Below are 26,284 nucleotides of genomic sequence, written 5' to 3'. Positions count from 1 at the left end.
TATTCGTAGTCCTGGCCCGCCGTCGCGCTGCGGCCCGTCGACCTCCCGGGCACGCAGCGTGACAATTTCGGTCAGGCCGGCTCGACGTGGGTCGGGTCGAGCACCCGGCGCAGGAACGTGCGGGTGCGCTCTTGCCTCGGGGCGCCGATGACGTCCGCCGGCGGACCCTGCTCGACGATGACGCCGCCGTCCATGAACGCGACCCGGTCCGCGACCTCGCGGGCGAAGGCCATCTCGTGGGTGACCACGAGCATGGTCATCCCCTCGAGCGCGAGCTTGCGCATCACGGTGAGTACGTCGCCGACGAGTTCGGGGTCGAGCGCCGACGTCGGCTCGTCGAACAGCATCAGCGCCGGATCCATCGACAGCGCCCGGGCGATCGCCACCCGCTGCTGCTGACCGCCGGACAGTTGCGCCGGGAAAGCGTCGATCTTGTCGCTCAGGCCCACCCGCTCCAGGTTGGCCCGGGCGACCCGGTCCGCCTCGACCGGGCCGCGTTTCAGCACCGTCCGCTGGGCGATCGTGCAGTTGGCCAGCGCGGACAGGTGCGGGAACAGGTTGAACTGCTGGAACACCATGCCGATCTGCTGCCGCGCGGCATCCAGGTGACAGTCCGGGTCGGTGATGTCCTCACCACGCACGAACACCTGTCCCTGCTGGGGCTTCTCCAGCAGGTTCACACAGCGCAGCAGCGTCGACTTGCCCGAACCGGACGGGCCGATCACGCAGACGACCTCGCCCTGCTCGACGGTGAAGTCGATGCCGCGCAGCACATGGTTGCTGCCGAACGACTTGTGCAGGTCCCTGATCTCAACCACCGGTGCCATCAGCGCGTCCTCTCCGTCCTGGCCTCGAGCCGGCGGACCAGCAGGCCCAGTGGCAGCGTGATCAGCAGGTAGCAGAAGCCGGCCGTGACGAGCGGCGTCAGGTTGGCCTCGGTATTGGCCAGGTCGCGGCCGAAGCCGGTCAGCTCGTACCCGTCCGCGGCGACACCGATCATGAACACCAGCGACGAGTCCTTGACCAGCAGGATCAGGTCGTTGGTCAACGGCGGCAGCACGATCCGGAACGCCTGGGGGAGCACGATCTTGCGGGTCGCCAGCCCGGCCGGCATACCGAGCGAGCGGGCCGCCTCGACCTGTCCCTTCGGCACCGCCTGGATGCCGGCCCGGATCACCTCGGCCATGTACGCCGACGCGACGATCCCGAGCGCCAGCCAGACCACGCCGTACGGGTCCCAGGGAATCGTCATGCCCTCGAACGCCAGCGGCAGCAGGCTGAACGCGATGAACACCACGATCGCCGGCAGGCCCCGGAAGAACTCGATGTACGCGGTCGCGATCCACCGGTACGGCCCGACCTGGCTCAGCCTCATCAGCGCCAGCACGGTGCCGCCGACCAGGCCGATCACGAACGCGCCGGCGGTGTACTCCAGCGTCTTGACCAGCGCGGTGAGAAGCCCGTTCTGGAAGGCCTCCTTGATGAACTGCGGCTTGAAGAAGACGCTGACGATCTGGCCCCAGTCCGCGCTGAACGCGGCGACCAGGAGGAGAACGACGAGGACGGCGTACTGGATCCCGCGGGAGCGGCGAGCCCGTTGCCGCGGGCTCAACCCCTTCCGCTGAAGGGTTTCGGTGGCGGAGCTCATTTCCTGTCGGCTCACTTCTTCGGCTCGACCCCGAACCACTTCTTGTAGATCTCGTTGTACTTGCCGTCCGACTTCGCCGTGGTCAGCAGGCCGTTGAACTTCTCCACCAGCTTCGGGCCGCTGCCGTCCTTGAGGGCGGCGAAGCCGTAGTGCTCACCGGTGTCGAACTCGGCCACCACGGCCATGTCCGGGTTGTCCTTGATGAAGTCGTACAGCAGGCCGTTGTCGTTGATGGCGGCGGCGACCCGGCCGGACTTCACGTTGTTCTCCTGCAGCGCCGAGTCGGGGAACGGGATCACCTTGTAGCCGTACTTGTCCTTGTTCTCGTCGGCGTACTTGTGGCCGGTGGTGTCGGCCTGGGAGCCGAGGTTCTTGCCGCGCAGGTCCTCCAGGCCCTTGATGCCGGAGTCCTTCTTGGCCATCAGCACCTGGGTGGCGTCCATGTACGGGTCGGTGATGCTGATCGCGGCCTGCCGCTCCGGCGTGATCGTCATCGCGCCCATGCCCATGTCGCACTTCTTCGCCTTGAACGCGGCGCCCGACGTGACCTGCGCCCACTCGATGTTCACCACCTCCTGCTCCAGGCCGAGGTCCTGGGCGACCAGGTCGAGCAGGTCGACGTCGAAGCCGACGACCTTGTTGCCGTCCTTGTACTGGAAGGGCTTGTACGGCAGGTGTGTGCAGACAGTGAACTTGCCCGGTTTGACCAGCGTGATGCCGGCCGCCTTCGCCTTGTCCTCGGTTCCACCGGCGCCCGAGTCGTCGCTGCCACAGGCGGCGAGCGCGAGCGCGAGGACGGCGACCGTGGTGGCGGCGGCTGTCAGGCGGCTCCTGCGGAGGGTGGAGACGATGTTCATCGCGAATTCTCCTCGACATGGTGGGGGGAAACCGCATCCTGACACAACAGGCAGTCCGACGCCCGGCGTTCGTCTCGGAGCGAGACTGGATCGTCACCGGATGTGGGACCCCTCACAGCAGACCAGTAGGCCGTGTGGTTTACTCGTGCGCACGGGCGATCCCCTGTTGTCGAACACTTCCACCCACGTTTTGCGAAAGGGCTCTGATGGTCGCCCAGCCATTCTCACCAGAGGTTCCCGACCCGTACGCCGGTGATGCCGTCTTCGAACTGCATCGCGGTGGCAAGATCGAGGTCACCTCGTCCGTGCACGTCCGCGACGCCGCGGACCTGTCCAAGGCCTACACTCCGGGCGTCGCCCGCGTCTGCACGGCGATCGCTGAAAATCCCGCGCTGGTACGGCGCTACACCTGGAAGTCCAACGTGGTCGCGGTCGTCACCGACGGCACCGCCGTACTCGGGCTCGGCGACATCGGCCCGGCCGCCTCGCTGCCGGTGATGGAGGGCAAAGCCCTGCTGTTCAAGGAGTTCGGCGGCGTCGACTCGGTGCCGATCGCGCTCGACTGCACCGACGTGGACGAGTTCGTGGAGACCGTCGTCCGGCTGGCGCCGACGTTCGGCGGCATCAACCTGGAGGACATCTCCGCGCCGCGGTGCTTCGAGATCGAGCGCCGGCTGAAGGAGCGCCTGGACATCCCGGTCTTCCACGACGACCAGCACGGTACGGCGGTCGTCGTACTGGCCGCGCTGCGGAACGCGCTGCGGGTCACGGACAAGTCGATCAGTGACATCCGCGTGGTCATCTCCGGTGCGGGTGCGGCCGGGGTCGCGTGTGCGCGAATCCTTTTGCAGGCAGGGGTTGGCGACCTGGCGGTCGTCGACAGCAAGGGTGTTCTGCACGAGGATCGCGCCGACCTGAACCCGGTGAAGCTGTCGCTGGCCCGGGACACCAACACCGGTGGGCTGTCCGGCCGCCTGGTGGACGCGCTCGACGGTGCCGACGTGTTCCTCGGCGTCTCCGGCGGGACTGTGCCCGAGGAAGCGATCGCCCGGATGGCACCGGGGTCGATGATCTTCGCGCTGGCGAACCCGAACCCCGAGGTGCACCCCGACATCGCGCACCGGCACGCCGCCGTCGTCGCGACCGGTCGCTCGGACTTCCCGAACCAGATCAACAACGTGCTCGCGTTCCCCGGCATCTTCCGCGGCGCCTTCGACGCGAACGCGTCCCGCATCACCGAGGGCATGAAGCTCGCCGCCGCCGAAGCACTGGCGAACCTCATCGCGACCGACGACCTGCGCCCCGACTACATCATCCCGTCGCCCTTCGACCCCCGCGTCGCCCCAGCCGTCGCCGCCGCAGTAGCAGCAGCCGCCGAAACCGACGGAGTCGCCCGCGCGTGACTGGTCGCTGTCGGGTTGTGTCACCGCTGGCGGGATAGTTTCCGGCCAGCGGTGACATAACCCGCTATCAGCTGCGGACGATCATGCGGCCCCACCACTGGGCGGCTTGGTTGAGCATGGGGATGTCGTGGCCGCCGGACTGGATGTAGCCGGTCATCGCCAGCCGGGAGTAGACCGCGGACATGGTGCCGCGGCCGGAGCCGTCGTACCAGCCGCCTCGGCGGATGTCGTCGTCACCCGTGCCGGGGAACGTGGTGCGGTCCAGGTCGAGCCAGGGGAAGTCGGCGGGGACTGCGAGCTGGGTGGCCTCGATGAACCGGTGCGTGTAGTCGATCTTCGCGTCCAGCCCGTGCCAGAACTGTCCCGGTGCGAGCACGCTGCGCGGAGGAGTGCCACGCCAGTACGACGCCAGCCAGGCGGCCGAGTCCGGCACCTTGACCCGGTTGTCCCGGACCGCCTTCAACGCCGTACCCAGCTGGGCGATCGCGTTCGGGGACCAGCCGTAGGTGATCAGGTACGGCTGCTCGCCGGTCTCCTCGCCGATCACGTACGTCGCGCCGTCCAGCGGGAACCCGGCCGGTGCGCCGGCGTAAATCAGGCCCGGATCGATCTGGGTCGTGCCGAGCAGGTGACGGGTGCCGGACGCGGCGGCGTCGTTGTAGGTGGCGGTGTGGAACCGGCCGTACCCGGTGGCGAGTGCGCGGACCGCGGCGTACTGGTCCAGTGACAGCATCGACGGCGCCCAGTGCTCGACATCCCAGGTGCCCATGTTGCCGTCGTCACCGGCGACGAAGTGCGGGAAGGCACCGACGTACCGGTCGTTGTGGAACGACGAGACGGCCTCTTCGCGGGTGTACTGCAGCGCGGCGACTCGGTCCAGCATCGCTCGGGCCGCGGTGTCGGCGGACCGGATCCGGGACGGGTCGCCGTGCCGGTGCTCGAGGTACTCGGCGTAGTCGACCAGCAGCTCAGCGCGTCCCGTCAATGTGCGGATGTCGCCGGTACGCAGCACCTTGTCGGGCTGCGTGGCGTACAGGTCGAGGAGCGCGGTCACGAAGGTCTCCAGGTTGGCGCGCAACCGCGGATCGCTCTGGAGGTAAGGGCTTCGCAGGAACTGCAGGGCGAGGTCTGTGCTCATCTGGCCGGGCTTTCGCCCCAGGATGTAGTCGAGCAGTTCGTCTGCGGTCTGGCGCTGCCGCGGGTCTCCGGTGACGTCGTACATCGCCGCCAGTGCGGCGTGCGCATGCGACGCGCCCTCGAAACCTGGGTCGGTGGCGACGCCGTCGGCAGTGATCTGAAGGTAGGCGCCGGTGACCTGTGTGGTCGGCGCGGCCGGGGCGGCCGTGGTCTGTCCGGTCAGCAAGGCGGCGGTCACACCCGCGACCATCAGTGCGCGTAGCATCGGGTCTCCTCAGGGGATTACGGTCATGGCCCTTATTGCCGATCCGGAGGCAGGTTAAACTCCGACACGCATGTGAGGGTCGAGTCGTGGAGGTGGCGACGGGGTGCGGATGGGCGAGATGGTGGCGCGGACCGGGGTAAGTGAGCGATTGCTCCGGTACTACGAGGACCAAGGGCTGCTGAGTCCGCAGCGGCTGGCGAGCGGGTATCGCAAGTACGCCGAGAGCGACGTCGACGTGGTGGCCAGGATCCGGACCTTGCTGGCGGCCGGGTTGTCGACGGCGACGATCTCGCAGGTGTTGCCGTGCGTCACGGCGAAGCTGGAGCCGAGGTGTGAGGTGCTCATCGACCAGCTGCACCAGGAGCGCGACCGGATCACCGCCTCGATCACCGCACTCGAGGAATCCCGTCGCCTGCTCGACGGCGTGCTCTCCACTCCGATGGTGAATTCGGTAACTGACTCCGACTGAACCACTGGCTAGGGTGGTACGCATGCTTGCTGCCTACGCCGCCAAGTTCGACGCCGACGACCCGATCGCCGCTCTGGAGGTGGGGGAGTGCCCTGACCCGACGGTGCCCGAGGGCTGGGTGACGATCGACGTCCGGGCGACCGCGCTGAACCACCACGATCTGTGGTCGCTCAAGGGCGTCGGACTGGCCGAGCAGAACCTCCCGATGATCCTCGGCTGTGACGCGGCCGGGGTCGACCCGGACGGCAACGAGGTCGTCGTGCACGCGGTGATCTCCGACCCGGCGTGGAAGGGTGACGAGACGCTCGACCCGAAGCGGTCGCTGCTCAGTGAGCGCTACCAGGGAACGCTCGCGGAGAAGGTCGCCGTACCGGCTCGCAACGTCGTACCGAAGCCGGCCGGGCTGAGCTTCGAGCAGGCGGCGTGCCTGCCGACCGCGTGGCTGACGGCGTACCGGATGCTGTTCACCCAGTCGGGTCTGAAGCCGGGTGACACCGTGCTGGTGCAGGGTGCCGGCGGTGGTGTCGCGACCGCTCTGATCACGCTGGCGCGGGCGGCGGGGATCCGGGTCTGGGCGACCAGCCGGGACGAGGGGAAGCGGGCGAAGGCGCTCGAGATCGGCGCGCACGGCGCGTTCGAATCCGGTGCGCGGCTGCCGGAGCGGGTGGACGCGGTGATGGAGACGGTCGGGCAGGCGACCTGGTCGCACTCGCTGAAGTCGCTCAAGCAGGGCGGCACGATGGTCATCTCCGGCGCGACCAGCGGCCAGGCGCCGAAGTCGGCCGAGCTGAACCGGATCTTCTTCCTGCAGCTCAGGGTCCAGGGTTCGACGATGGGCACCCGGACCGAGCTGGCCGAGCTGCTCCAGTTCATGGCGAACGCCGGCATCTCGCCGCACATCGACTCGATCCTGCCGTTGGCCGACGCCCGCAAGGGCTTCACCAAACTCAATGAAGGTGACGTCTTCGGCAAGATCGTCTTCACTGTCTAGGTGCAACCTCTCATCCGCCGCGCCACCGTCGAGGACTCCGAGGCCGCGGCCTGGTGTCACTTGCTCTGCTGGCGGGAGGCGTACGCCGACCTGGTCCCGGCCGACCAGTTGCTCGAACGGACCAGCGACATCGACCGCCGGATCGAGCGCTGGACGACCGCCGCCAAGAACGGATGGGTGCGCTGGCTCGCGTTGAACCCGGACCCCGCGGCACCTGTGGCCGACCGGGTGGTGGGCTTCGCGTCCGGCGGGCCGGGGCGTGACGACGACGCCCCGACTCCGCTCGAGCTGCAGGCCATCTACACCCGCCAGAAGTGGTGGGGGACCGGGCTCGGTGCCAGGCTGCTGGAGCTTGCCATTGGCAAGGATCCGGCGAGCCTGTGGGTGTTCGAGGACAACCGGCGGGCCCGGTCGTTCTACCAGCGCAACGACTTCGTCGAGGACGGCGCCCGCAAGCACGATCCGTTCTTCGGCCTCTGGGAGATCCGGATGATCCGGCGCTGACGTTGCACGGCTGAAACATGCGCGTCGCAGCGGGGCAATGAGGCGGGCGCACTCTGGTCCTACCGCGGGAAACCCCCGCGGGTCGATCCGCCCGATCGATGAGGGACCAGGAGGGCCCATGAGGCCGACCTTGACGGTGATCGCCGACCCCGCCGACCGCTGGATGACCCGGGCCGCGTGCGTCGGCCAGGCGCCGGCGTACGACGAGTCCGCCACGCACTGGGAGCAGCGCCGGGCCCAGGCCGTGTGCCTGAACTCGTGCCCGGTGATCGACGAATGCCGTGAATGGGCCCGCCGGACCAAGTTCACCGGCACCGCGGCCGGCGAGAAGTTCCTCTCCGGCCGCCGCCGCGGCAAGCCCGGCCCCCAGGAACGCCGCCGAGGCACCCTGGTCGAGCCCGAACAACAGCAAGCCAGCTGACCCCCGCCCACCCGCCTCCCCTCCCCGTCTGATGGGTCCACCCACCAGAGCGCGGGTTGGCGAGCCGCACGCGGTGGGCCAACCCACGCTCTCGTGGGCTGACCCACGCGCGCCCGGCTTTGCTCCCCGGTCTGGTGGGTTGACCTATCAGAGTGTGGGTTGGCGAGTCGCGTGCGGTGGGCGAACCCGCGGTCTCGTGGGCTGACCCACCGCTCGCCCGGCTCGCTCCCTGGTCCGGTGGGTTGACCTATCAGGGTGTGGGTTGGCGAGCCGCGTGCGGTGGGCCAACCCACGGTCTCGTGGGTTGACCCACGAGACGGGGGGATGGATCAGACCTCGACGAGTTCGTTGGCGCGCTCGGCGTCGGCGGGCTTGTCCGTCTTCCGGAACGGCGAGGTCAACGTTGCCATGAGGTACTGCCGGTTGCGCACGGCCGCCACGATCGCGAGCACCAGGTAGATCCCGCTGATCACATACCGCCCGGTCTGACCCGGTACGGCGAACTGGATCGCGAACAGACCCAGCAGCGTCCAGGCCGCCCAGCGGGGGAAGCGCAGGCTCAGCAGTACGGCGATCCCGAGCAGCGTCTGCGTCGCGGTGAGCAGGAACTCCTCGATCTGCCGTCCGTCCAGGTGCAGCGCCATCGGTCCACCGCCGATGCCGTAGGCGATCGGGAGGCTGCCGATCAGCAGCGTCCACTGGTTCACCTTGGCCGAGATCAGTAGGCCGAGCGCGGCCGCGCCCTTGCCGCGCCAGGCGAACAGCAGCGCGACGATGAACTCCGGCGCCTCCGAGGCCAGCGGAGCCAGCCACTGGACCAGCAGGAACTGGTCGATCCCGAGTGCGTGGCCACCCTCGACCAGCGAGTCCGCGAACGGCTCCGCGGAGGCCAGGATCACCCCGGCCGAGACCAGGAACATCCCGATCACCGCGATCCGTCGCTGTACCGTCGGCAGCCCGCCGATCGTCGCCGCCGGCCCGATCAGGTCCGGCTCGTCGTCGTGCTCCGAGATCGCGGCGCGGTACAGGTAGTAGGCGAAGAACGCGAGCAACAGGATGCCCAGCAGGAGGTGGATCTCGCCGGTCACCGGGATGACGAACGCGACCAGACCGGCGATGGCCAGGAAGCCGAGCTCGCGGCGGTACCCGGACTCGAGCACGAGTGCCTGGACCGACCGCCGGCTGCGCCGCGAGGCGACGTACAGGCTGAGGAGGACGACGCTGGACCAGCCGAGGCCGAGGAGCAACCGGTTCGAGCCGGTCATGTTGGCGGCGGCGAACTGCACGTAGTCCGGGTTGCTGCCCGCGGTGTGGGCGAAGTACAGGTCCACCGCGTACTCCGGGAGCACCGCGATGACCGCCAGCAGGGCGATCGCCAGACCGCCCGAGATGTCGACCTCCGCAGCCTCGGCCGCCCAGGCCAGTACGAACGACGCGGCGACCACGGCGAGGCCGAAGATGAAGATCGACGGCAGGGCCGAGGGGTGTGTGCCGGTGAGCCGGAGGGCGACCGCGGGGGTCGCCACCACGAGCAGCAGGAGCACAGGGCGGAGGGCTCGGAACATGGTTCCAGCCTGCCACCGTTTTGATACTTTCGCAATTGCGAAAGTGTGAGACCGTCCTCACCCCGGCCCGGCGGACTGCCGCACAGCCCCTTCAGCGGTCACAATGACTGCGCGATGACGACACCGTTTCCCGAACCCACGAAGGCCCAGCTGGACTCCGCCGCCGGCACCTTCGCGATGCTGTCCGCCCCGGTGCGGCTGCATCTGGTCTCACTGGCGGCTCAGGGCGAGTACGACGTCGGCACACTGGCCGAGCGGGTGGGCGTGAGTATCGCCACCGCCAGCCAGCACCTCGGCAAGCTCCGGCTGGCTGGCATCATCACCGCCCGCCGCGAAGGCCGCCGGCACATCTACACCGTCGACGACCCACACGTCCTGAACCTGGTCGACCAGATCTTCGAGCACATCGCTCCGGACGGCACCCTGGCTCCCGACCCACCGTTGCGGACCAGGCCGCCGCACGCTGACTAGATGATGTGTCTGAGGTACTGCTCGGGGTGACGCAGGTACGCACGCCAGTTCTGCACGAGTTCGAGGTCTTCCCAGACCGTCTTCCGGATGCCCCAGTCGCCGGTCTCCAGGATCGTTGCCCCCGGCAAAGCGGCGATCACGGGGGAGTGGGTCGCACAGAGCACCTGCGAGCCCGACTCGGCCAGCCGGTTGAGTACGCCGACCACGGCCAGGCTGCTGGAGAACGACAGAGCCGACTCGGGTTCGTCCAGGCAGTAGAACCCGCGCCGGGTGAAGCGGTCGTTGATCAGGGTCAGGAAGCTCTCGCCGTGGCTCATCTCGTGGAAGGCCACATCCGCCGGGCCCGAGGGGCGAGGGTTGTCCTCGAGGTAGGTGTAGAACCCGTGCATGGTCTCGGCGCGGAGGAAGAAGCCGGCCCGTTTGCCGCCGACGCCCCGGGTCAACAGGAGTTCGTCCGCCAGTGGTGACTCGGTCGCCCGCGTGGTCAGCCGGGCTCCGGTGGAGCCGCCCTCGGGGGACAGGCCGTAAGCGACCGCGATCGCCTCGACCAGAGTGGACTTGCCAGTGCCGTTCTCGCCGACGAGGAAGGTGACACCGGGATCCAGGTCGAGACCGTCGGTCAGCAGTTGCCGTACTGCGGGAATCGTGTGCGGCCAAGGCCCGGACGGACGAACGCCCTCCGCCGCGGCCACCCGGCGTACGGGCTGCTCAGCGAAGGGCACACGCTCACTCTAGATGAGGAGGAAGCTCAGTCGTCCTCGTCGTCGAGGCGGGCCAGCCAGGTGGCGAACCGCTCGATCGGGGTCTCGAACTCGGGGTTCAGGTCGACGAACTCGCGCAGCCGCTCGGCCACCCAGGCCAGCGTGACGTCTTCCTCGCCACGCCGGCCCTCGAGTTCCTCGATCCCTCGGTCGGTGAAGTACACGTCAGCTGAAGGCCTGCTTCAGCAGCGTGGACTGCTCGGCCTGGTGCGCACCCATCGAGCCCACCGAGGTCGCCGACATGGCCGGCCGGGACACCCGGTAGAACGGCTTGCCGCCCAGGTGCTCGGTCAGGTTCAGCGCCATGAACGGCCACGGGCCCTGGTTCGCGGGCTCGTCCTGGACCCAGCGGATCTCGGTCGCGTTCGGGTACTTCGCCAGCTCCGCGGCGATCTCGTCGCTCGGCAGCGGATAGAGCTGCTCGACCCGGATGACCGCGGTGCTGATCTTGTCCGGCTCCGCCTTCTTCCGCTCGGCCAGCAGGTCGTAGACGATCCGTCCGGACGCCAGCACGATCCGGTCGACCGTGCCCGCGGTGGCCTCCGCCTCGGCGTCGCTGATGATCGGCCGGAACGTGCCGTGGGTGAGCTCCTCCGGCTGCGACACCGCCTCCTTGCGCCGCAGCAACTGCTTCGGCGTGAAGACGATCATCGGGTTGTGCTCCTCGCCGAGCGTGTGCCGGCGGAGCAGGTGGAAGTACGACGCCGGCGTCGACGGCTGAGCGACCGTCATCGCGTTCTCCGCACACAGCTGGAGGAAGCGCTCGACCCGGGCCGACGAGTGGTCCGGGCCCTGGCCCTCGTACCCGTGCGGCAGCAGCAGCACGACACCCGACTTCTGGCCCCACTTCGCCTCACCGGCGGAGATGTACTCGTCGATGATCGACTGGGCGCCGTTCACGAAGTCACCGAACTGCGCCTCCCAGACGGTCAGCGCGTCCGGCCGGGCCACGGAGTACCCGTACTCGAAGCCGAGTGCGGCGTACTCGCTCAGCAGCGAGTCGTAGACGTGGAAGTTCGCCTGGCTGTCGTCCAGGTTCTGCAGCGGGACGTAGTCCTGGCCGTTGACCCGGTCGATGATCGCGGCGAACCGCTGCACGAAGGTGCCCCGGCGGCTGTCCTGACCGGCGAGGCGCACCGGGCGCCCGGCCAGCAGCAGCGAACCGAACGCGGTGATCTCCGCGCTGGCCCAGTCGATCGGGCCCTGGGTGATCGCGGTCGCCCGGCGCTGCAGCTGGGGCAGCACCTTCGGGTGCACGGTGAAGCCCTCCGGCAGCGTGGTGTGCGCGTCGGCGATCTTCTTCAGCACCTCGGGCGTGGTCGCGGTCGCGTCCGGCCCCTCCGGCTTGTCCGGGTAGACCGGCACCGTCACGTACGGCGCGGGGGTGTCCGGCTGGCTCTTCGCCTCGCGGACCTCGGCGAACACCCGCTCCAGCCGCTGCTGGAAGTCGCGCATCGCCTGCTCGGCCTCTTCGACCGTGATGTCGCCACGGCCGATCAGGGCCTCGGTGTAGAGCTTGCGGACCGACCGCTTCTGCTCGATCAGGTCGTACATCAGCGGCTGGGTGAAGCTCGGGTCGTCGCCCTCGTTGTGACCGCGGCGGCGGTAGCAGACCAGGTCGATGACGACGTCCTTGTTGAACGCCTGGCGGTACTCGAAGGCCAGGTCGGCGACCCGGACACAGGCCTCGGGGTCGTCGCCGTTGACGTGGAAGATCGGCGCCTGCACCATCCGGGCCACGTCGGTGGAGTACATCGACGAGCGGGACGAGGCCGGCGAGGTGGTGAAGCCGACCTGGTTGTTCACGATCACATGGATCGTGCCGCCGGTGCGGTAGCCGCGCAGCTGGGACAGGTTCAGCGTCTCCGCCACCACGCCCTGGCCGGCGAAGGCCGCGTCACCGTGGACCAGCACCGGCAGCACCGGGAACGCGACGCCGCGGTCCAGGATGTCCTGCTTGGCCCGGACGATGCCCTCGAGCACCGGGTCGACCGTCTCCAGGTGGGACGGGTTCGCCGCCACCGATACCTTGATCTTGTCGCCGAACTCGGAGACGAACTCGCCCTCGGCGCCCAGGTGGTACTTGACGTCACCGGAGCCCTGCACGGTCCGCGGGTCGATGTTGCCGTCGAACTCGCGGAAGATCTGGCCGTAGGACTTGCCGACGATGTTGGCCAGCACGTTCAGCCGGCCGCGGTGCGCCATCCCGATGACGACCTCGTCCAGGCCGGCCCCGGCCGCCTCCTCGCAGAGCTCGTCGAGCAGCGGGATGGTGGTCTCGCCCCCTTCGAGCGAGAACCGCTTCTGGCCGACGTACTTGGTCTGCAGGAAGGTCTCGAACGCCTCGGCCTCGTTCAGCTTGGCCAGGATCCGCAACTGCTCCTCGCGCGGCACCTTGGTGTGCGGCCGCTCGACCCGCTCCTGGATCCACTTGCGCTGCTCGGGGTCCTGGATGTGCATGTACTCGATACCGGTGGTCCGGCAGTACGAGTCGCGCAGGATGCCGAGGATCTCGCGCAGCTTCATGAACTTGCGCTCGCTGGCGGCCCCGAACGAGCCGGTGGCGAACTCGCGGTCCAGGTCCCACAGGGTCAGGCCGTGGGTGGCCACGTCCAGGTCCGGGTGGCTGCGCTGCTTGTACTCCAGCGGGTCGGTGTCGGCCATGATGTGGCCGCGCACCCGGTAGGCGTGGATCATCTCGAGGATGCGCGCCTGCTTGGAGACGTCCTCCTCGTGGCTGTGCGGGAGGTCGGCGGCCCAGCGGATCGGCTCGTACGGGATCCGCAGCGACTGGAAGATCTCGTCGAAGAAGCCCTCTCCGCCGAGCAGCAGCTGGTGCAGCCGGCGCAGGAACTCACCCGACTGGGCGCCCTGGATGATCCGGTGGTCGTACGTCGAGGTCAGCGTCATCACCTTGCTGACCGCGAGCTTGGCCATCGTCTCGTCGGCCGCGCCCTGGTACTCCGGCGGGTACTCCATCGCGCCGACACCGACGATGCAGCCCTGGCCGGCCATCAGCCGCGGCACCGAGTGCTGGGTGCCGATGGTGCCGGGGTTGGTCAGGCTGATCGTGGTGCCCTGGAAGTCGGGCAGCGCGAGCTTGTTGTCCCGGGCCCGCCGTACGACGTCCTCGTAGGCCATCCAGAACTCGGCGAACGTCATCGTCTCGGCGGCCTTGATCGACGGGACCAGCAGCTGCCGGGTGCCGTCCGGCTTCTGCATGTCGATGGCCAGGCCGAGGTTGATGTGCTGCGGCTGGACGTGGGTCGGCTTGCCGTCGGTCTCGTCGTACGACGCGTTCATCTCGGGCAGCGTCTTCAGCGCCTTCACCAGCGCCCAGCCGATCAGGTGGGTGAAGGAGACCTTGCCGCCGCGGGCGCGCTTGAGGTGGTTGTTGATGACGATGCGGTTGTCGATCAGCAGCTTGACCGGGACCTGCCGGACGCTGGTCGCGGTCGGGACCTGGAGGCTGGTCTCCATGTTCTGCGCCGTCCGGGCGGGCGCGCCGCGCATGATCTGGCGCTCGGTGTCCGCGGTGGTGGCGGGAGTGGCCTTGGGCTGGGCGCTGGGCGGCTGGTTCACCGTGCCTCCGGTCGGGGCGGCGGCTTTCGTGGCCGGCGCTTGCTTCGCTGCTGGCTGGCTCTGCGGTACGGCGGTCTGCGTGGCCGGGGTCTGCGTGGCGGCCGCGGCCGCGGCGGGTGCGCTCGAAGCCGGCGCGGACGGCACAGTGCCGCGCCTCGGTGCCTCGGGAGTCTTGTTGTCCGATACGGCGTCGGGCCGGGGAGCGTCGGCCGGGGTGCTCGTCACCGGCTTCGCGTCACCAGGCTGGGATGCCTTGAAGCTGTCACTCTTGAAATAGGCGAGCCACGCCGGATCCACCGAATTCGGGTCCTGCAGGTACTTCTCGTACAGCTCGTCGACCAGCCATTCGTTCGCACCGAAGGCTGCTAGGGGATTTGTGTCTGATGGCTCGGTGGCCACTTGGCAGTTCGCCTCTTCCGATCGGGTCCGGTACCGCGGTGGTTAATGCTGATGTTATGGGTGGTTCCCCAGGGCAAGGCTAATAGCACGCGACCCTCTTCCACAGCCTGGGACCACCGGACCAGTGTGTCGGGTGGTCGGGCTTTGGCGGATGGATCGCTCGAGGCCTGAAACACTGTGCTGACAGGTGTTTCAGCTCACCGGGCCGACGGTGATCGACCGGTGCTCCGCCGTCCGGACGAACCGTGTCCGGGACGCCTTGCAGTGGAGGGTTTCCGGCGACTCTGACGGTGACCCACGGTGTACGGTTCCAGCCTAACTGGCCACTGTATGCAGTTGCGCACTCGCCCCCGGTGATGATCAGGACTGTGCAGGAATGTGGCCAACGTCACGCTTCGGATCAGTCCACTTCGACACGACTGGTCTTCAGCGGTTGCTGAGCCGCCGAACCAGCTTGAGGCCGGACCAGGTGGCGTCGACCGCACAGACCTTCACGTCCACGACGCCGAGCGGAAGCGCCAGTTCGCGAATGCCGTTCTCGTTCAGGTCGGTCGGTACGCCGGACGACCGTTTCGGCCACGCGATCCAGATCATCCCCGCGGCCGTCGTCCTCGCCAGCAGCACCGGCAGCCGTTTTGCCAGCCGGGCCCGATCCGGGCAGAACGCGAACACCACGTCGTACGGCCCCCGCCCCAACCGCCGCGTCGCCGGCACGCCCTCGATCACGAACCCGTCCGGAGCGTTGTCCAGCAACACGGCGTGCTCCGCCTTGATCCCGAGCTTGGCGACCAGCGGCTTACCCGAATACCCAGGTGTCGTGCCCATAGCCGGATGCTATGTTCTGGACATCAAATATCCAGAAAAAGAAGAGGTGCGCGATGATCAGCAATCCCGTCGGGCTGCACGATCCGGCTAGGTTCGGCTACAGCCATGTCGCCGAGGTCGGCGACCTCGTCTTCGTCGCCGGGCAGTACGCCTCCGGCCCGGACGGGCACGTACCGGTCGCCGGGTTCGAGGAGCAGTTGGAACTCGCGTTCGCCAACCTCGGCATCGCGTTGCGGTCCGCCGGGCTCGACTACGAGAACGTCGTCCAGTTGCGGACGTACATCGTCGACCACTCGATGGACAGACTCGCCGCGCTCGGTCGGGTGATCGCGAAGTACTGGCCGGAGCGGCCGCCGGTCCAGACCCTGCTCGGCGTCGCCGCACTCGCCCTGCCGGAGATGAGCTTCGAAGTGGACGCTGTCGCGGTACGTCGTTGAGTGGTGCGGGCGGCATACTGACCAAATGGCGTTGACGGACGAGGCGATCGTCAAGATCAAAGGGATGATCACGTCGGGGGAACTGGGTCCGGGGGATCGGCTGCCGAAGGAGGCGGACCTCGCGGCGCGGCTGGGCCTGTCGCGGAACTCGCTGCGCGAAGCGGTGAAGGCGTTGACGCTGGTCAACGTCCTCGACGTCCGGCACGGTGACGGCACCTACGTCACCAGCCTGGACTCGTCGCACCTGCTGGACGCGCTGAACTTCATGGTCGACCTGCACCGGGACGACTCCGTACTGCAGTTCTTCGAGGTACGGCGGCTGCTCGAGCCAGGGGTCGCCGCGCTGGCCGCGGTCCGGATCAGCAGGGAACAGGTGACTGAGTTGCGGCTGCTCTGCAGCGACCTCACGCCCGACGCGGAGGTGGAGGAACTGGTCGCCAACGACCTCAGATTCCATCGCTGCATCGCCGAGGCGACCGGGAACATGGTCGTCTGCTCACTGCTCGACGGCATCTCCGGAGCGACCCAGCGGGCGCGGATCTGGCGCGGTGTCACCCAGGCCGGCGCGGTCGAGCGGACGCTGTCCGAGCACGCCGCGATCCTGGATGCGATCGAGGCCGGTGACGCCGAGGCCGCCCGCGCCTGGATGACCGCCCACATCGCCGGCGTCGAGACCTGGCTCCGCAAGGCGCCCTGAGGTAGTCCGGTGGTATGGCGTTCGAACCGCCGCCACCCCGCAGTGCGCTGACGCTCCGGCTGGTGCTGTCCTGCTTCGGAGTGGCGCTGTTCGTCACGTCCGCGATCCTGTTCGCGGCGTACGACGTACCGGTCGGCTGGGTGATCACCTGCGTGGTCCTGGCGGTCGTCGCCCTGGTCGACCTGGTGATCGTTGCCTGGCGCAAGCGCCGGGAAAATAGTTGAAGCGGTGAAGCACGGCCCGCTACTCTGGTGAACGTCCCATTCCCGACGTCAGGGGTCGCGTTGTAACTCCGAGGTCTTTTCTGCAGCCGGTGACCGCCGCCCGTTCTGGTGCGCGGTCTCGTCCAAGACCTCGTTCGGAGTACACGCATATGAGTAATTCCCTGACCTGTACAGACCTCTTCTTCGCCTGGCCGGACGGCGATGTCCTGTTCGACGGGCTCAACTTCGTCGCCGGACCCGTGCGGTCCGGCCTGGTCGGCCGCAACGGCGCCGGCAAGTCGACGCTGCTGCGCCTGATCGCTGGCCGGCTGACGCCGCAGCGCGGCACGATCCGGGTGACCGGCGAGCTCGGGTACCTGCCTCAGGACCTGACCCTCGACACCGGTCTGCGGGTCGACCAGGCGCTCGGCATCGACGCGATCCGCCGCGCCGTCACCGCGATCGAGTCCGGTGACGCCTCGGAGGAGAACTTCGCGATCGTCGGCGACGAGTGGGACGCCGACGAACGCGCCGAGGCGTTGCTGGGCAAGCTCGGCCTGGGCGCGATCGACCTCGACCGCAGTGTCGGTGAGCTGTCCGGCGGCGAGACCATCCTGCTCGGCCTGGCCGCCGAGTTGCTGCGGCGTCCCGACGTACTGCTGCTCGACGAGCCGACCAACAACCTCGACCTGCGGGCTCGCCGGCACCTGTACGACGCCGTCGACCAGTTCCGTGGTGCGTTGCTGATCGTCAGCCACGACCGCGAACTGCTCGACCGGGTCGACCAGATCGGTGACCTGCGCAAGGGCGACATCACCTGGTACGGCGGCAACCTGACGGCGTACGAGGAGGCGGTGGCGGTCGAGCAGGACGCCGCGGAGCGGACGCTCCGGGCGGCCGAGGCCGACGCCCGCAAGCAGAAGCGCGATCTGGTCGAGGCGCGGATGAAGATGGATCAGCGCCGGGCGCGGGGCCAGAAGGCGTTCGAGCAGGGCGGGATCCCGAAGATCATCGCTGGTGGGCTCAAGCGGTCGGCCCAGGTGTCGGCGGGCAAGCATCTCGGGATGCAGTCCGAGCGGCTCGAGTCGGCGCAGGAGGCGGTGGCCGAGGCGGAGGCGAAGGTCCACGAGGACGAGGCGATCCGCGTCGACCTGCCGAAGACCGCCGTGCCGGCGGGGCGGGTCGTGCTCCGGCTGGAGGAGCACAAGCTCCGCACCGGCGCGACCGTGGATCTGGAGATCCGTGGGCCGGAGCGGATCGCGCTGACCGGGCCGAACGGCGCGGGTAAGACGACGCTGCTGCAGTCGATCACGAGTGATTCGTTGCCGGTCGTCCCGTTCCGGTACCTGCCGCAGCGGCTCGATCTGCTCCGCGAGGACCTGTCGATCGTGGACAACCTGGCGCTGCTGGCATCGAGCACGGAGAACCAGGAACGCCGGTCGCGGCTGGCGCGCTTCCTCTTCCGTGGCCGGGCTGCCGATCAGCTGGTCAGCACGTTGTCCGGTGGTGAACGCTTCCGGGCGACGCTGGCAGCACTGCTGCTGGCCGAGCCTCCGCCGCAGTTGCTGATGCTCGACGAGCCGACCAACAACCTCGATCTGGCCAGCGTTGCCCAGCTCAAGGACGCGCTCTCGTCGTACAGCGGTGCGCTGATCATCGCGAGCCACGACGTGCCGTTCCTGCGCGAGATCGGCATCACCCGCTGGCTCGAGCTCACCCCGGAGACCTTGACCGACATCGACCCCCTCTAGTGGTTCCATACCCCTAGGGGGTACCTTCGGGGTATGGAGGAGCACGAGCACGGCGCGCACGCTGAGCCCGCGGAGCACGCCGGGCCTTCAGGTCATGCCGGGCATGCGGATCACGCGGCGCAGTTCAAGGACCGGTTCTGGATCAGTCTGGCGCTGGCCGTGCCGGTGGTGTACTTCAGCGAGATGTTCGCCGACCTGCTCGGCTACACCCGCCCGGACTTCCCCGGCTCCGGGCTGATCGCACCGGTCCTCGGCACGGTGATCTTCGTGTACGGCGGCCGGCCGTTCCTGACCGGCGGATGGAGCGAACTGAAGTCCCGCCGGCCCGGGATGATGCTGCTGATCTCGATGGCGATCACGGTTGCGTTCGTCGCGTCGTGGGTGACCACCTTGGAGATCGGCGGGTTCGACCTGGACTTCTGGTGGGAGCTCGCGCTGCTGATCGTGATCATGCTGCTCGGTCACTGGCTGGAGATGCGGGCGCTCGGCGCCGCGTCCGGTGCGCTCGACGCATTGGCCGCCCTGCTGCCCGACTCGGCCGAGAAGGTGACTGACGACGGCGTGGTCGAGGTGATGCTGCACGACCTGCGCGAGGGTGACGTCGTACTGGTGCGGTCGGGCGGGCGCGTGCCTGCGGACGGCACTGTGGTCGAAGGGCAGGCCGAGGTCGACGAGTCGATGATCACCGGCGAATCGCGGCCCGTCGCCCGTGCGGTCGGCGACTCGGTGGTGGCGGGGACCGTTGCCACCGACAACGCTCTGCGGGTCGAGATCACCGCTGTCGGGGATGACACGGCACTGGCCGGCATCCAACGGCTAGTGGCGGAGGCGCAAGCCTCGTCGTCCCGTGCGCAGGCGCTGGCGGATCGGGCCGCGGCGTTCCTCTTCTACTTCGCGTCGATCGCCGGACTGATCACGTTCGTGGTGTGGACGTTGCTCGGCGAGCTCGACGAAGCCGTGACCCGGACCGTGACGGTGCTGGTGATCGCCTGCCCGCACGCGCTGGGGCTGGCGATTCCGCTGGTGATCGCGATCTCCACCGAGCGCGCCGCGAAGGCCGGCGTACTGGTGAAGGATCGGTTGGCGCTGGAGCGGATGCGGACGATCGATGTGGTCCTGTTCGACAAGACCGGCACGCTGACCAAAGGCGAGCCGGCCGTGACCGGGGTGGCCGCGGCCGGATCCATGTCCGACGAGGAGTTGCTGGAACTGGCGGCCGCGGTCGAGGCGGACAGCGAGCATCCGTTGGCGAAGGCGATCGTCCGGGCGCATTCCGATCGGGTCCCAGCGGGTCGCGGCCGCGCCGCGGTCGCGTCGGAGTTCCGGTCGCTCACCGGACGCGGTGTCCAGGCGGTTGTGAACGGCGCGGAGATCGCCGTCGGCGGTCCGGCGTTCCTGCGGGAGTACGGCGTACCTGAGCCGGCTGAGCTGGAGGCGGATGTCGCGGCGTGGAAGGAGCGCGGGGCCGCGGTGCTGCACGTGGTTCGCGACGGGCGGGTGCTCGGAGCGATCGCGTTGGAGGACGAGGTTCGCGAGGAATCTCGCCAGGCCGTCGATGCGCTGCACCGGCGCGGTGTCAAGGTCGCGATGATCACCGGCGACGCGCACCAGGTGGCTGACGCGGTCGCCAGGGAACTCGGGATCGACGAGGTCTTCGCCGAGGTCCTCCCGCAGGACAAAGACGCCAAGGTCGCCGAACTACAGGCTCGTGGGCTCAAGGTCGCGATGGTCGGCGACGGCGTGAACGACGCGCCCGCCTTGGCCCGCGCCGAGGTCGGCATCGCCATCGGCGCCGGCACCGATGTCGCGATCGAATCCGCCGGCGTGGTCCTGGCCGCCGATGACCCCAGAGCCGTCCTGTCCGTGATCACTCTCTCGAAGGCCAGCTACCGCAAGATGTGGCAGAACCTCATCTGGGCCACGGGCTACAACGTGATCACGGTCCCGCTGGCTGCCGGCGTACTGGCGTTCGCAGGCATCCTCGTCTCGCCGGCCGTAGGCGCCATCCTGATGTCCATCTCGACCATCGTCGTGGCCCTCAACGCCCAACTACTCCGCCGCCTCAACCTCTCACCAGAGCGGTTGGCGGCGAACTAACAACAGGAGAGTGTCAGTGATGGCAGTGGTCGAGGCGCACGTTGGTACGACGCGCGCGGAACGATATGTCGAGCAGTTGAGCAGTCACTTCGCCCATCAACCGGGTGGGATGAAGTTGGTGTCCAGCGAGCCGGGGGAGTTGGTCATCGACCTGGGCGAGGCAACCTGGCGGATCCGGGCCGAGCAGGACGGGCTGGTGCTGCGGGTGGAAGCCGACCCGGCGCGGCTGGATGAGGTGAGCGCACACGTCGGAGAACGCATCGAGCAGATCGGCCGGCGAGACAGCTTGCAGGTCGTGTGGAAGTCCGTAGGTGAGACGCCAGTCTGACGCTACGGCGTGGGGGCGTCTTCGCGGAGGAGGCCTTCGGACTTCAGGTCGGACCAGAGGGCTTGGGGGACCTCGGTCCGGGCCAGCGTCGCGTTGGTGTGGACCTCCCCCGGGGTGCGGCAGCCGACGGCGATGCCGGCTACTGCCGAGTGGAAGAGGGGAAAGGCGAGAGCCGCGGCAGGCAGGGTGGTGTTGTGGGCCTCGCAGACGTCAGCCAGGCGATTCGCCTTGTCCACCAGGGATGCGGCGGCCGGCTCGTAGTTGAAGGTGGCCCCGGGCGCCGGCCGGGGCTGGGACAGCAGACCGGAGTTGAAGATGCCCACAGCAACTACCTGTACGTCGTGCTCGAGGCAGGCCGGCAGTACGTCGTCCAGGCCGTCGGGGTCGATCAGGGAGTAGCGGCCGGCCAGCATGATCGCGTCGATGTCGATCTCCTGGACGAACCGGGTCAGCATCGCGGTCTGGTTCATGCCGGACCCGATCGCGCCGATCACGCCCTGGTCGCGGAGCTCGATCAGCGTCGGGAAGGCGGTCGCGACGGCCTCTTCGTAGTGGTCGTCCGGGTCGTGCACGAACACGACGTCCAGCCGGTCGGTCCCGATCCGGCGCAGCGAGTCCTCGATGCTCCTCAGCACACCGTCGCGGGAGAAGTCCCAGCGCCGCCGCCGCTTCGAGCTGACCTCGAACCCTTCGTCGTCGGTCGCCGCGTCCTCGGCCTCGTAGATGATCCGGCCGACCTTGCTCGACAGCACGAACTCGTCCCGCGGCTTGCCCCGCAGGCCGACCCCGAGCCGTTCCTCGGCCAGCCCGAGACCGTAGTGCGGAGCGGTGTCGAAGTACCGCCACCCCTCGTCCCAGGCGGCGTTCACGGTCGCGACCGCGTCGGCGTCGTGCACCTCGCCCAGCAGGTTGCCCAGCGGCGCACCGCCGAGTCCGATCCGCTGGTCGTCACCGAAGAGCTTCACGATTTCACCGCCGGAAGCCGCAGGTTCTGCATCCCGCCGTCGACGGCGACCGCCGTACCCGTGGTCGAACCCGACAACGGACTGGCCAGGTAGGCGATCGCGTGCGCGACCTCGTCGGCCGATACCAACCGGCCCATCGGCTGCCGCGCCTCCAGCGCCGCCCGCTCCGCCGCCGGGTCGTCCGCGACGTCGAGCAGCCGGCCGACCCATGGGGTGTCCGCAGTACCCGGGTTCACGCAGTTCACCCGGATCCCCTCGCGGACGTGGTCCGCCGCCATCGCCATGGTCAGAGCCAGTACGGCGCCTTTGCTCGCGGAGTACAGGGCCCGATTCGGCAGACCTGCGGTGGCGGCGATCGAGCAGGTGTTGACGATCGCGGCGGATTCGGACTTGCGCAGGTGCGGCAGCGCGGCCCGGGTCACCCGGGCGATGCCGACCACGTTGACGTCGAGGACGCGGTGCCACTCGTCGTCGTCGTTGGCCGCGACCGTGCCCTGCGCGCCGATGCCCGCGTTGTTCACCACGATGTCGATCCCGCCGAGCTGCAGCGCCGCCGCGGCAACGGCGTCGCGGACCGAACTGTCGTCGGTCACATCCGCGGCGATCCCGGTCAGCGGTTCCGCGACGTCGGGCTTGAGGTCGAAGACGACCACCCGGGCGCCCCGGGCGGCCAGCAGTTGGGCGGCCGCGAGGCCGATGCCCGACGCGCCACCGGTGACAACTGCACGGAGGCCGGCGAAGTCCGTCACTTGTTCTCCTTTGTGAGGTCGGTCCAGATCTTGCCACTCGGGTACCGGAAGTCGCAGAGCGTCTCGGAATCCATCTCGGCACCGAACCCGGGCCGCACCGGCGCCACGTAGTGCCCGTCCCGGATCACCACCGGGTCCAGGAAGTGCTCGTGCAGGTGGTCGACGTACTCGATCACCCGGTTGTCCATCGACCCGCTGACCGCGACGTAGTCGAACATCGACAGGTGCTGGACGAGCTCACACAGTCCGACCCCGCCCGCGTGCGGGCACACCGGTACGCCGAACTTCGCCGCCAGCAGCAGGATCGCGATGTTCTCGTTCACCCCGGCGACCCGGGCCGAGTCGAGCTGCAGGATCGACAGCGCCTCGGCCTGCAGCAACTGCTTGAACACGACCCGGTTCTGCACATGTTCACCCGTCGCGACCTGGATCGGAGCGATCGCGCGCGCGATGGCCGCGTGCCCGAGTACGTCGTCCGGGCTGGTCGGTTCCTCCACCCACCAGACGTCGTACGGCGCCAGCGCCTCGACCCACCGGATCGCGTCGGCGACGTCCCAGCGCTGGTTCGCGTCGATCGCGATCCGGATGTCCGGGCCGACGGCCTTGCGGGCCAGCCTCATCCGGCGGATGTCGTCGTCCAGGTCCGCGCCGACCTTGAGCTTGATCTGGGTGAAGCCCTCGGCGACCGCCTCGTGGCACAGCCGGACCAGCTTGTCGTCGTCGTACCCGAGCCAGCCCGGCGTGGTGGTGTACGCCGGATAGCCGCGCTCGCGAAGGGTCGCCTCGCGCTCCGCGCGACCGGGCTCGGCGGCACGCAGGATCTCCAGTGCCTCGTCCCGGGTCAGCGCGTCGGTGAGGTACCGGAAGTCGACCAGGTCGACGATCTGCTCCGGAGTCAGGTCTGCCAGCAGCTTCCACAGCGGTACGCCGGCCCGCTTGGCGGCCAGGTCCCAGACCGCGTTCACGACGGCGCCGATGGCCATGTGCATGACGCCCTTCTCCGGGCCCAGCCAGCGCAGTTGCGAGTCGTGGACGAGCGACTTCCAGAAACCGCCGAGGTCGGACAGCGTCGCGTCCAGGTCGAGCCCGATCACGTGGTCGCGGAGCGCCTCGATCGCCGCGGTCTGGACGTCGTTGCCACGGCCGATGGTGAAGGCGAACCCGTGCCCCTCGAGCCCGTCGCCGGCATCGGTCCGCAGGATCAGGTACGCCGCCGAGTAGTCCGGGTCGGTGTTCATCGCGTCGGAGCCGTCCAGGTCCAGCGACGTGGGGAAGCGGACGTCGTACGTCTCTAACTCGGTGAACCGTGGCATGGAGGACCCGTTCTGCAGCTGTGGGCGGTCTGTCGCGGGGAATCCTATAGGATATGTGGCGCGAGCGATACCGTCGGCCGGCGCTCAGGCCGCCCGGCGGCGGCCCTGGGACCGGCCGATAGAGTCGGCGCGTGGCTCAGGAACCCAGTGGTGTGCTGCGGCTCGGCAGCCGGTCGTTCGGGCCGGGGGAGTTCGCGGTGATGGCGATCGTGAACCGCACCCCGGACTCGTTCTTCGACGGCGGCGCCACCTTCGCGGAAGAGGCCGCGCTCTCGGCGATCGACCAGGCCGTGGCCGACGGGGCCGACCTGGTCGACATCGGCGGCGTCAAGGCCGGGTACGGCGAAGCGGTCGACGAGACCGAGGAACTGCGCCGGACCGTGGACTTCGTCGCCACCGTGCGCGATCGCCACCCGGAGCTCCTGATCAGCGTGGACACCTTCCGCAGCGGGGTCGCGCGCCGGGTCGGTGCGGCCGGTGCGAACCTCATCAACGACACCTGGTCCGGCCACGATCCTGACATCGCGGCGGCGGCCGCTGAGTCCGGCGCCGGGCTGATCTGCAGCCACGTCGGTGGGCTGAAACCCCGCACCGACCCGCACCGGATGGCGTACGACGACGTGGTGGCGGACGTGATCCGGACGACCACCGCACTGGCCGAGCGAGCCATCGCCGCCGGGGTCCGGCCGGACGGGATCGTCATCGATCCGACCCACGACTTCGGCAAGAACACACTGCACTCGCTCGAGGTGACCCGCCGGATCGACGAGTTGGCCGCGACCGGCTGGCCGGTCCTGGTGGCGATGTCGAACAAGGACTTCCTCGGCGAGACCCTCGACCTGCCGTCCGGCCGGCGCGGACCCGCGACGCTGGCGGCCGTCAGCATCGCCGCCTGGCTCGGCGCCCGAGTGTTCCGGGTCCACGACATCGCCGGGACCCGGCAGGCCCTCGACCTGATCGCCGTACTGCGGAAGACGGCGACGCCCGCGTACACCCGAAGGAGCCTGGTGTGATCCGGAACTGTGCTGTCGGGGCGGAGCTGACCGAGGACGAACTGATCGCTGCCTACACGGTGCCCGATCGGTCCGTCCCGCGGCTGCGGGCGAACTTCGTCACCAGCCTCGACGGCGCCGTGACCCTGGAGGGTCTGTCCGGCGGCCTGTCCAGCAAGGACGACCAGAGCATGCTCGGCCGGCTGCGGATGCTCGCTGACGTCGTCCTGGTCGGCGCGGGCACGCTCCGCGCCGAGGGGTACGGCGGTCTCCGGCTCGGCGCGAAGCGTCGTGGATGGCGGAACGAGCACGGCTGGCCCGAGAACCCGACACTCGCCGTGGTCTCTGCCCGACTCGAACTGGCTGCCGACAGCACAGTCTTCACGGAGGCGCCCGCACGGCCGATCGTCATCACCTGTGCGTCCTCGCCGGACCACCAGCGTGAGGCGCTCGCCGAGGTGGCGGACGTGATGATCTGCGGTGACGAGACCGTGGACCTGAACCAGGCGGTGGCCGGGCTGGTCGAGCGCGGACTGCCGCAGATCCTGTGTGAGGGTGGTCCGCATCTTCTCGGCGCACTGACCGGTGCTGATCTGGTCGACGAGCTCTGCCTGACCGTGTCGCCGTTGCTGGCGGGACCGGGAGCACGCCGGATCACCGACGGACTGGCGGCCACCGAGGCGCGGTCGCTGCCGTTGCTGCAGGTCCTCGCCACGGACGACGGGTTCCTGTTCCTGCGCCACGGCCGGGGACTCGGCTAGTGCCTGTCGTCGCTGCCGCGGTCTGCCCGCATCCGCCGGTGATCGTGCCCGAGCTCGCCTTCGGCGCCGCGCCGGAGCTCGATCCGCTGCGCGCGGCCTGTCTGGCGGCCATCGACGTACTCGCAGAGGCCGACGCCCTGGTGATCGTCGGGTCCGGACCGGTCACCGGGCGCCGGTACGACGCTTCCGCGGGAGGCACCTTCGCGGCGTACGGCGCTCCGCAGGTGCGGGTCGGAGACGGTGAGGCGGTGTTGCCGTTGTCCTTGTTGGTCGGGGCCTGGCTGGTCGGCCAGAGCAAGGCCGCCGGCGTACGGCGTACCTCGATCTCAGTGGCCGACGACCCGCCAGAGGTGTGCCTGGCCCTCGGGCGAGAGATTGCCGAGGGCAACGACCGGATCGGGTTGCTGGTGATGGGCGACGGCTCGGCTCGACGCAGCGATCATGCTCCCGTCCACCTCCATCCTCGGGCCGAGATCTTCGACGCGACGGTCGCAAAGGCGTTGCGGACCGTGGATCTGGACGTCCTCGCTGCCCTCGACCCGGATCTGGCGAGCGTTCTTCAGGCGGCAGGTCGCGCTCCATGGCAGGTCCTCGCGGGTGCACTCAGCCAGACCGCTCTGACCGGCAACCTGACGTACGACGCCGCCCCCTACGGCGTCGGCTACTTCGTTGCCAGCTTCACTTAAGTGACAC

General features: G+C 68.9%; 27 protein-coding genes. 15 read left to right on the top strand and 12 right to left on the bottom strand.

Annotated features, from left to right (window positions below; translation table 11 throughout):
* Positions 1-71 precede the first annotated feature (71 nt).
* The 3 genes from AB0I34_RS13520 to AB0I34_RS13510 are packed head-to-tail and all read right to left on the bottom strand — an operon-like array spanning position 72 to position 2,505.
* Positions 72-827: an amino acid ABC transporter ATP-binding protein gene (locus AB0I34_RS13520; RefSeq protein ID WP_360444453.1), complete on the bottom strand. Its 756-nt coding sequence runs from the start codon at positions 825-827 to the stop codon at positions 72-74.
* On the bottom strand, positions 827-1,648 hold the full coding sequence (locus AB0I34_RS13515) for an amino acid ABC transporter permease (RefSeq protein WP_360444450.1): 822 nt from the start codon (positions 1,646-1,648) through the stop codon (positions 827-829). Before AB0I34_RS13515 ends, AB0I34_RS13520 begins: the two co-directional genes overlap by 1 nt.
* Positions 1,649-1,659: 11 nt before the next feature.
* A complete protein-coding gene (locus AB0I34_RS13510) occupies positions 1,660-2,505 on the bottom strand; it encodes an ABC transporter substrate-binding protein (protein WP_360444447.1) in 846 nt (281 codons plus the stop codon).
* A 206-nt stretch (positions 2,506-2,711) separates the two neighbouring features.
* On the opposite strand from AB0I34_RS13510, the gene AB0I34_RS13505 reads away from it, so the two are divergent.
* Positions 2,712-3,908: an NADP-dependent malic enzyme gene (locus AB0I34_RS13505; RefSeq protein ID WP_360444444.1), complete on the top strand. Its 1,197-nt coding sequence runs from the start codon at positions 2,712-2,714 to the stop codon at positions 3,906-3,908.
* A 67-nt stretch (positions 3,909-3,975) separates the two neighbouring features.
* Here the strand turns inward: AB0I34_RS13505 and AB0I34_RS13500 are convergent, their stop codons facing one another.
* Positions 3,976-5,310 (bottom strand): hypothetical protein, encoded by a 1,335-nt coding sequence (locus AB0I34_RS13500; RefSeq protein ID WP_360444442.1) that lies wholly within the window; start codon positions 5,308-5,310, stop codon positions 3,976-3,978.
* A gap of 109 nt (positions 5,311-5,419) precedes the next feature.
* Here AB0I34_RS13500 and AB0I34_RS13495 point away from each other — a divergent pair, with 109 nt between their 5' ends.
* From AB0I34_RS13495 to AB0I34_RS13480, 4 genes are all read left to right on the top strand, one after another.
* Positions 5,420-5,779, top strand: a complete 360-nt coding sequence (locus AB0I34_RS13495; RefSeq protein ID WP_360444439.1) for a MerR family transcriptional regulator — start codon at positions 5,420-5,422, stop codon at positions 5,777-5,779.
* Between the two features lie 22 nt (positions 5,780-5,801).
* Entirely contained in the window at positions 5,802-6,770 is a 969-nt protein-coding gene (locus AB0I34_RS13490) for a zinc-binding dehydrogenase (protein WP_360444437.1), read from the top strand.
* Complete coding sequence (locus tag AB0I34_RS13485; protein WP_360444434.1) at positions 6,771-7,274, top strand: GNAT family N-acetyltransferase; 504 nt, start codon at positions 6,771-6,773, stop codon at positions 7,272-7,274.
* Positions 7,275-7,392: 118 nt separating this feature from the next.
* Entirely contained in the window at positions 7,393-7,695 is a 303-nt protein-coding gene (locus AB0I34_RS13480) for a WhiB family transcriptional regulator (protein WP_360444431.1), read from the top strand.
* Positions 7,696-8,024: 329 nt separating this feature from the next.
* On the opposite strand, the gene AB0I34_RS13475 is transcribed toward AB0I34_RS13480, so the two are convergent.
* Positions 8,025-9,260 carry a sodium:proton exchanger gene (locus tag AB0I34_RS13475; protein ID WP_360444428.1) on the bottom strand — a complete coding sequence of 412 codons (1,236 nt, stop codon included), beginning with the start codon at positions 9,258-9,260 and terminating at the stop codon, positions 8,025-8,027.
* 114 nt (positions 9,261-9,374) lie between these two features.
* On the opposite strand from AB0I34_RS13475, the gene AB0I34_RS13470 reads away from it, so the two are divergent.
* Positions 9,375-9,731: a metalloregulator ArsR/SmtB family transcription factor gene (locus AB0I34_RS13470; protein ID WP_360444425.1), complete on the top strand. Its 357-nt coding sequence runs from the start codon at positions 9,375-9,377 to the stop codon at positions 9,729-9,731.
* Here the strand turns inward: AB0I34_RS13470 and AB0I34_RS13465 are convergent.
* From AB0I34_RS13465 to AB0I34_RS13450, 4 genes are all read right to left on the bottom strand, one after another.
* The gene (locus AB0I34_RS13465; RefSeq protein WP_360444422.1) at positions 9,728-10,453 is read right to left on the bottom strand and encodes an AAA family ATPase; all 726 of its coding nucleotides are present in this window, start codon (positions 10,451-10,453) and stop codon (positions 9,728-9,730) included. The genes AB0I34_RS13470 and AB0I34_RS13465 overlap by 4 nt on opposite strands.
* A gap of 26 nt (positions 10,454-10,479) precedes the next feature.
* Positions 10,480-10,656, bottom strand: a complete 177-nt coding sequence (locus AB0I34_RS13460) for a DUF6104 family protein (protein ID WP_165554028.1) — start codon at positions 10,654-10,656, stop codon at positions 10,480-10,482.
* A gap of 1 nt (position 10,657) precedes the next feature.
* A complete protein-coding gene (locus AB0I34_RS13455) occupies positions 10,658-14,473 on the bottom strand; it encodes a multifunctional oxoglutarate decarboxylase/oxoglutarate dehydrogenase thiamine pyrophosphate-binding subunit/dihydrolipoyllysine-residue succinyltransferase subunit (RefSeq protein WP_360444417.1) in 3,816 nt (1,271 codons plus the stop codon).
* Between the two features lie 426 nt (positions 14,474-14,899).
* A complete protein-coding gene (locus tag AB0I34_RS13450; protein WP_360444414.1) occupies positions 14,900-15,298 on the bottom strand; it encodes a DUF3052 domain-containing protein in 399 nt (132 codons plus the stop codon).
* 53 nt (positions 15,299-15,351) lie between these two features.
* Between AB0I34_RS13450 and AB0I34_RS13445 the strand changes: the two genes are divergently transcribed.
* The 6 genes from AB0I34_RS13445 (at position 15,352) to AB0I34_RS13420 (ending at position 20,811) form a co-directional block, all read left to right on the top strand.
* Positions 15,352-15,735 carry a Rid family hydrolase gene (locus AB0I34_RS13445; RefSeq protein WP_360444411.1) on the top strand — a complete coding sequence of 128 codons (384 nt, stop codon included), beginning with the start codon at positions 15,352-15,354 and terminating at the stop codon, positions 15,733-15,735.
* Positions 15,736-15,760: 25 nt separating this feature from the next.
* Positions 15,761-16,432, top strand: coding sequence for a FadR/GntR family transcriptional regulator (locus AB0I34_RS13440; RefSeq protein ID WP_360444408.1), 672 nt, complete (start codon positions 15,761-15,763; stop codon positions 16,430-16,432).
* Positions 16,433-16,446: 14 nt separating this feature from the next.
* Positions 16,447-16,656, top strand: coding sequence for a DUF6343 family protein (locus AB0I34_RS13435; protein ID WP_360444405.1), 210 nt, complete (start codon positions 16,447-16,449; stop codon positions 16,654-16,656).
* A gap of 149 nt (positions 16,657-16,805) precedes the next feature.
* Positions 16,806-18,386: an ATP-binding cassette domain-containing protein gene (locus AB0I34_RS13430; protein WP_360444402.1), complete on the top strand. Its 1,581-nt coding sequence runs from the start codon at positions 16,806-16,808 to the stop codon at positions 18,384-18,386.
* Positions 18,387-18,419: 33 nt separating this feature from the next.
* Positions 18,420-20,483: a copper-translocating P-type ATPase gene (locus AB0I34_RS13425; RefSeq protein WP_360444399.1), complete on the top strand. Its 2,064-nt coding sequence runs from the start codon at positions 18,420-18,422 to the stop codon at positions 20,481-20,483.
* A 19-nt stretch (positions 20,484-20,502) separates the two neighbouring features.
* Entirely contained in the window at positions 20,503-20,811 is a 309-nt protein-coding gene (locus AB0I34_RS13420) for a DUF2218 domain-containing protein (RefSeq protein WP_360444396.1), read from the top strand.
* 2 nt (positions 20,812-20,813) lie between these two features.
* Here AB0I34_RS13420 and AB0I34_RS13415 read toward each other — a convergent pair whose 3' ends face one another.
* From AB0I34_RS13415 to AB0I34_RS13405, 3 genes are read right to left on the bottom strand one after another with little or no spacing between them, the layout of a single operon-like run.
* Entirely contained in the window at positions 20,814-21,776 is a 963-nt protein-coding gene (locus tag AB0I34_RS13415; protein WP_360444393.1) for an aldo/keto reductase, read from the bottom strand.
* The gene (locus AB0I34_RS13410) at positions 21,773-22,525 is read right to left on the bottom strand and encodes an SDR family oxidoreductase (protein WP_360444390.1); all 753 of its coding nucleotides are present in this window, start codon (positions 22,523-22,525) and stop codon (positions 21,773-21,775) included. Before AB0I34_RS13410 ends, AB0I34_RS13415 begins: the two co-directional genes overlap by 4 nt.
* On the bottom strand, positions 22,522-23,838 hold the full coding sequence (locus AB0I34_RS13405; RefSeq protein WP_360444387.1) for an L-fuconate dehydratase: 1,317 nt from the start codon (positions 23,836-23,838) through the stop codon (positions 22,522-22,524). Before AB0I34_RS13405 ends, AB0I34_RS13410 begins: the two co-directional genes overlap by 4 nt.
* A 200-nt stretch (positions 23,839-24,038) precedes the next feature.
* Between AB0I34_RS13405 and folP the strand changes: the two genes are divergently transcribed.
* Genes folP through AB0I34_RS13390 form a run of 3 tightly spaced genes read left to right on the top strand, consistent with a single transcriptional unit; the run spans position 24,039 to position 26,277 of the window.
* The gene (gene folP, locus AB0I34_RS13400) at positions 24,039-24,851 is read left to right on the top strand and encodes a dihydropteroate synthase (protein ID WP_360444672.1); all 813 of its coding nucleotides are present in this window, start codon (positions 24,039-24,041) and stop codon (positions 24,849-24,851) included.
* Positions 24,848-25,591, top strand: coding sequence for a pyrimidine reductase family protein (locus tag AB0I34_RS13395; protein ID WP_360444384.1), 744 nt, complete (start codon positions 24,848-24,850; stop codon positions 25,589-25,591). Before folP ends, AB0I34_RS13395 begins: the two co-directional genes overlap by 4 nt.
* A complete protein-coding gene (locus tag AB0I34_RS13390) occupies positions 25,591-26,277 on the top strand; it encodes a class III extradiol dioxygenase subunit B-like domain-containing protein (RefSeq protein WP_360444381.1) in 687 nt (228 codons plus the stop codon). Before AB0I34_RS13395 ends, AB0I34_RS13390 begins: the two co-directional genes overlap by 1 nt.
* Positions 26,278-26,284 lie beyond the last annotated feature (7 nt).

It is taken from the genome of Kribbella sp. NPDC050281 (genome assembly GCF_040655855.1).
Taxonomy (GTDB): domain Bacteria; phylum Actinomycetota; class Actinomycetes; order Propionibacteriales; family Kribbellaceae; genus Kribbella.
This window is presented reverse-complemented; position numbering and strand designations above follow the sequence as displayed.

Bases quoted from the DNA above. Each gene is read 5' to 3' on its own strand.
- AB0I34_RS13490 (WP_360444437.1), top strand. From the start codon at position 5,802: ATGCTTGCTGCCTACGCCGCCAAGTTCGACGCCGACGACCCGATCGCC.
- AB0I34_RS13425 (WP_360444399.1), top strand. From the start codon at position 18,420: ATGGAGGAGCACGAGCACGGCGCGCACGCTGAGCCCGCGGAGCACGCC.
- AB0I34_RS13420 (WP_360444396.1), top strand. From the start codon at position 20,503: ATGGCAGTGGTCGAGGCGCACGTTGGTACGACGCGCGCGGAACGATAT.
- AB0I34_RS13450 (WP_360444414.1), bottom strand. From the start codon at position 15,298: ATGGGCACGACACCTGGGTATTCGGGTAAGCCGCTGGTCGCCAAGCTC.
- AB0I34_RS13510 (WP_360444447.1), bottom strand. From the start codon at position 2,505: ATGAACATCGTCTCCACCCTCCGCAGGAGCCGCCTGACAGCCGCCGCC.
- AB0I34_RS13520 (WP_360444453.1), bottom strand. From the start codon at position 827: ATGGCACCGGTGGTTGAGATCAGGGACCTGCACAAGTCGTTCGGCAGC.
- AB0I34_RS13405 (WP_360444387.1), bottom strand. From the start codon at position 23,838: ATGCCACGGTTCACCGAGTTAGAGACGTACGACGTCCGCTTCCCCACG.
- AB0I34_RS13430 (WP_360444402.1), top strand. From the start codon at position 16,806: ATGAGTAATTCCCTGACCTGTACAGACCTCTTCTTCGCCTGGCCGGAC.
- AB0I34_RS13505 (WP_360444444.1), top strand. From the start codon at position 2,712: ATGGTCGCCCAGCCATTCTCACCAGAGGTTCCCGACCCGTACGCCGGT.
- AB0I34_RS13445 (WP_360444411.1), top strand. From the start codon at position 15,352: ATGATCAGCAATCCCGTCGGGCTGCACGATCCGGCTAGGTTCGGCTAC.
- AB0I34_RS13480 (WP_360444431.1), top strand. From the start codon at position 7,393: ATGAGGCCGACCTTGACGGTGATCGCCGACCCCGCCGACCGCTGGATG.
- AB0I34_RS13495 (WP_360444439.1), top strand. From the start codon at position 5,420: ATGGGCGAGATGGTGGCGCGGACCGGGGTAAGTGAGCGATTGCTCCGG.
- AB0I34_RS13500 (WP_360444442.1), bottom strand. From the start codon at position 5,310: ATGCTACGCGCACTGATGGTCGCGGGTGTGACCGCCGCCTTGCTGACC.
- AB0I34_RS13435 (WP_360444405.1), top strand. From the start codon at position 16,447: ATGGCGTTCGAACCGCCGCCACCCCGCAGTGCGCTGACGCTCCGGCTG.
- AB0I34_RS13440 (WP_360444408.1), top strand. From the start codon at position 15,761: ATGGCGTTGACGGACGAGGCGATCGTCAAGATCAAAGGGATGATCACG.
- AB0I34_RS13475 (WP_360444428.1), bottom strand. From the start codon at position 9,260: ATGTTCCGAGCCCTCCGCCCTGTGCTCCTGCTGCTCGTGGTGGCGACC.
- folP (WP_360444672.1), top strand. From the start codon at position 24,039: ATGGCGATCGTGAACCGCACCCCGGACTCGTTCTTCGACGGCGGCGCC.
- AB0I34_RS13470 (WP_360444425.1), top strand. From the start codon at position 9,375: ATGACGACACCGTTTCCCGAACCCACGAAGGCCCAGCTGGACTCCGCC.
- AB0I34_RS13515 (WP_360444450.1), bottom strand. From the start codon at position 1,648: ATGAGCTCCGCCACCGAAACCCTTCAGCGGAAGGGGTTGAGCCCGCGG.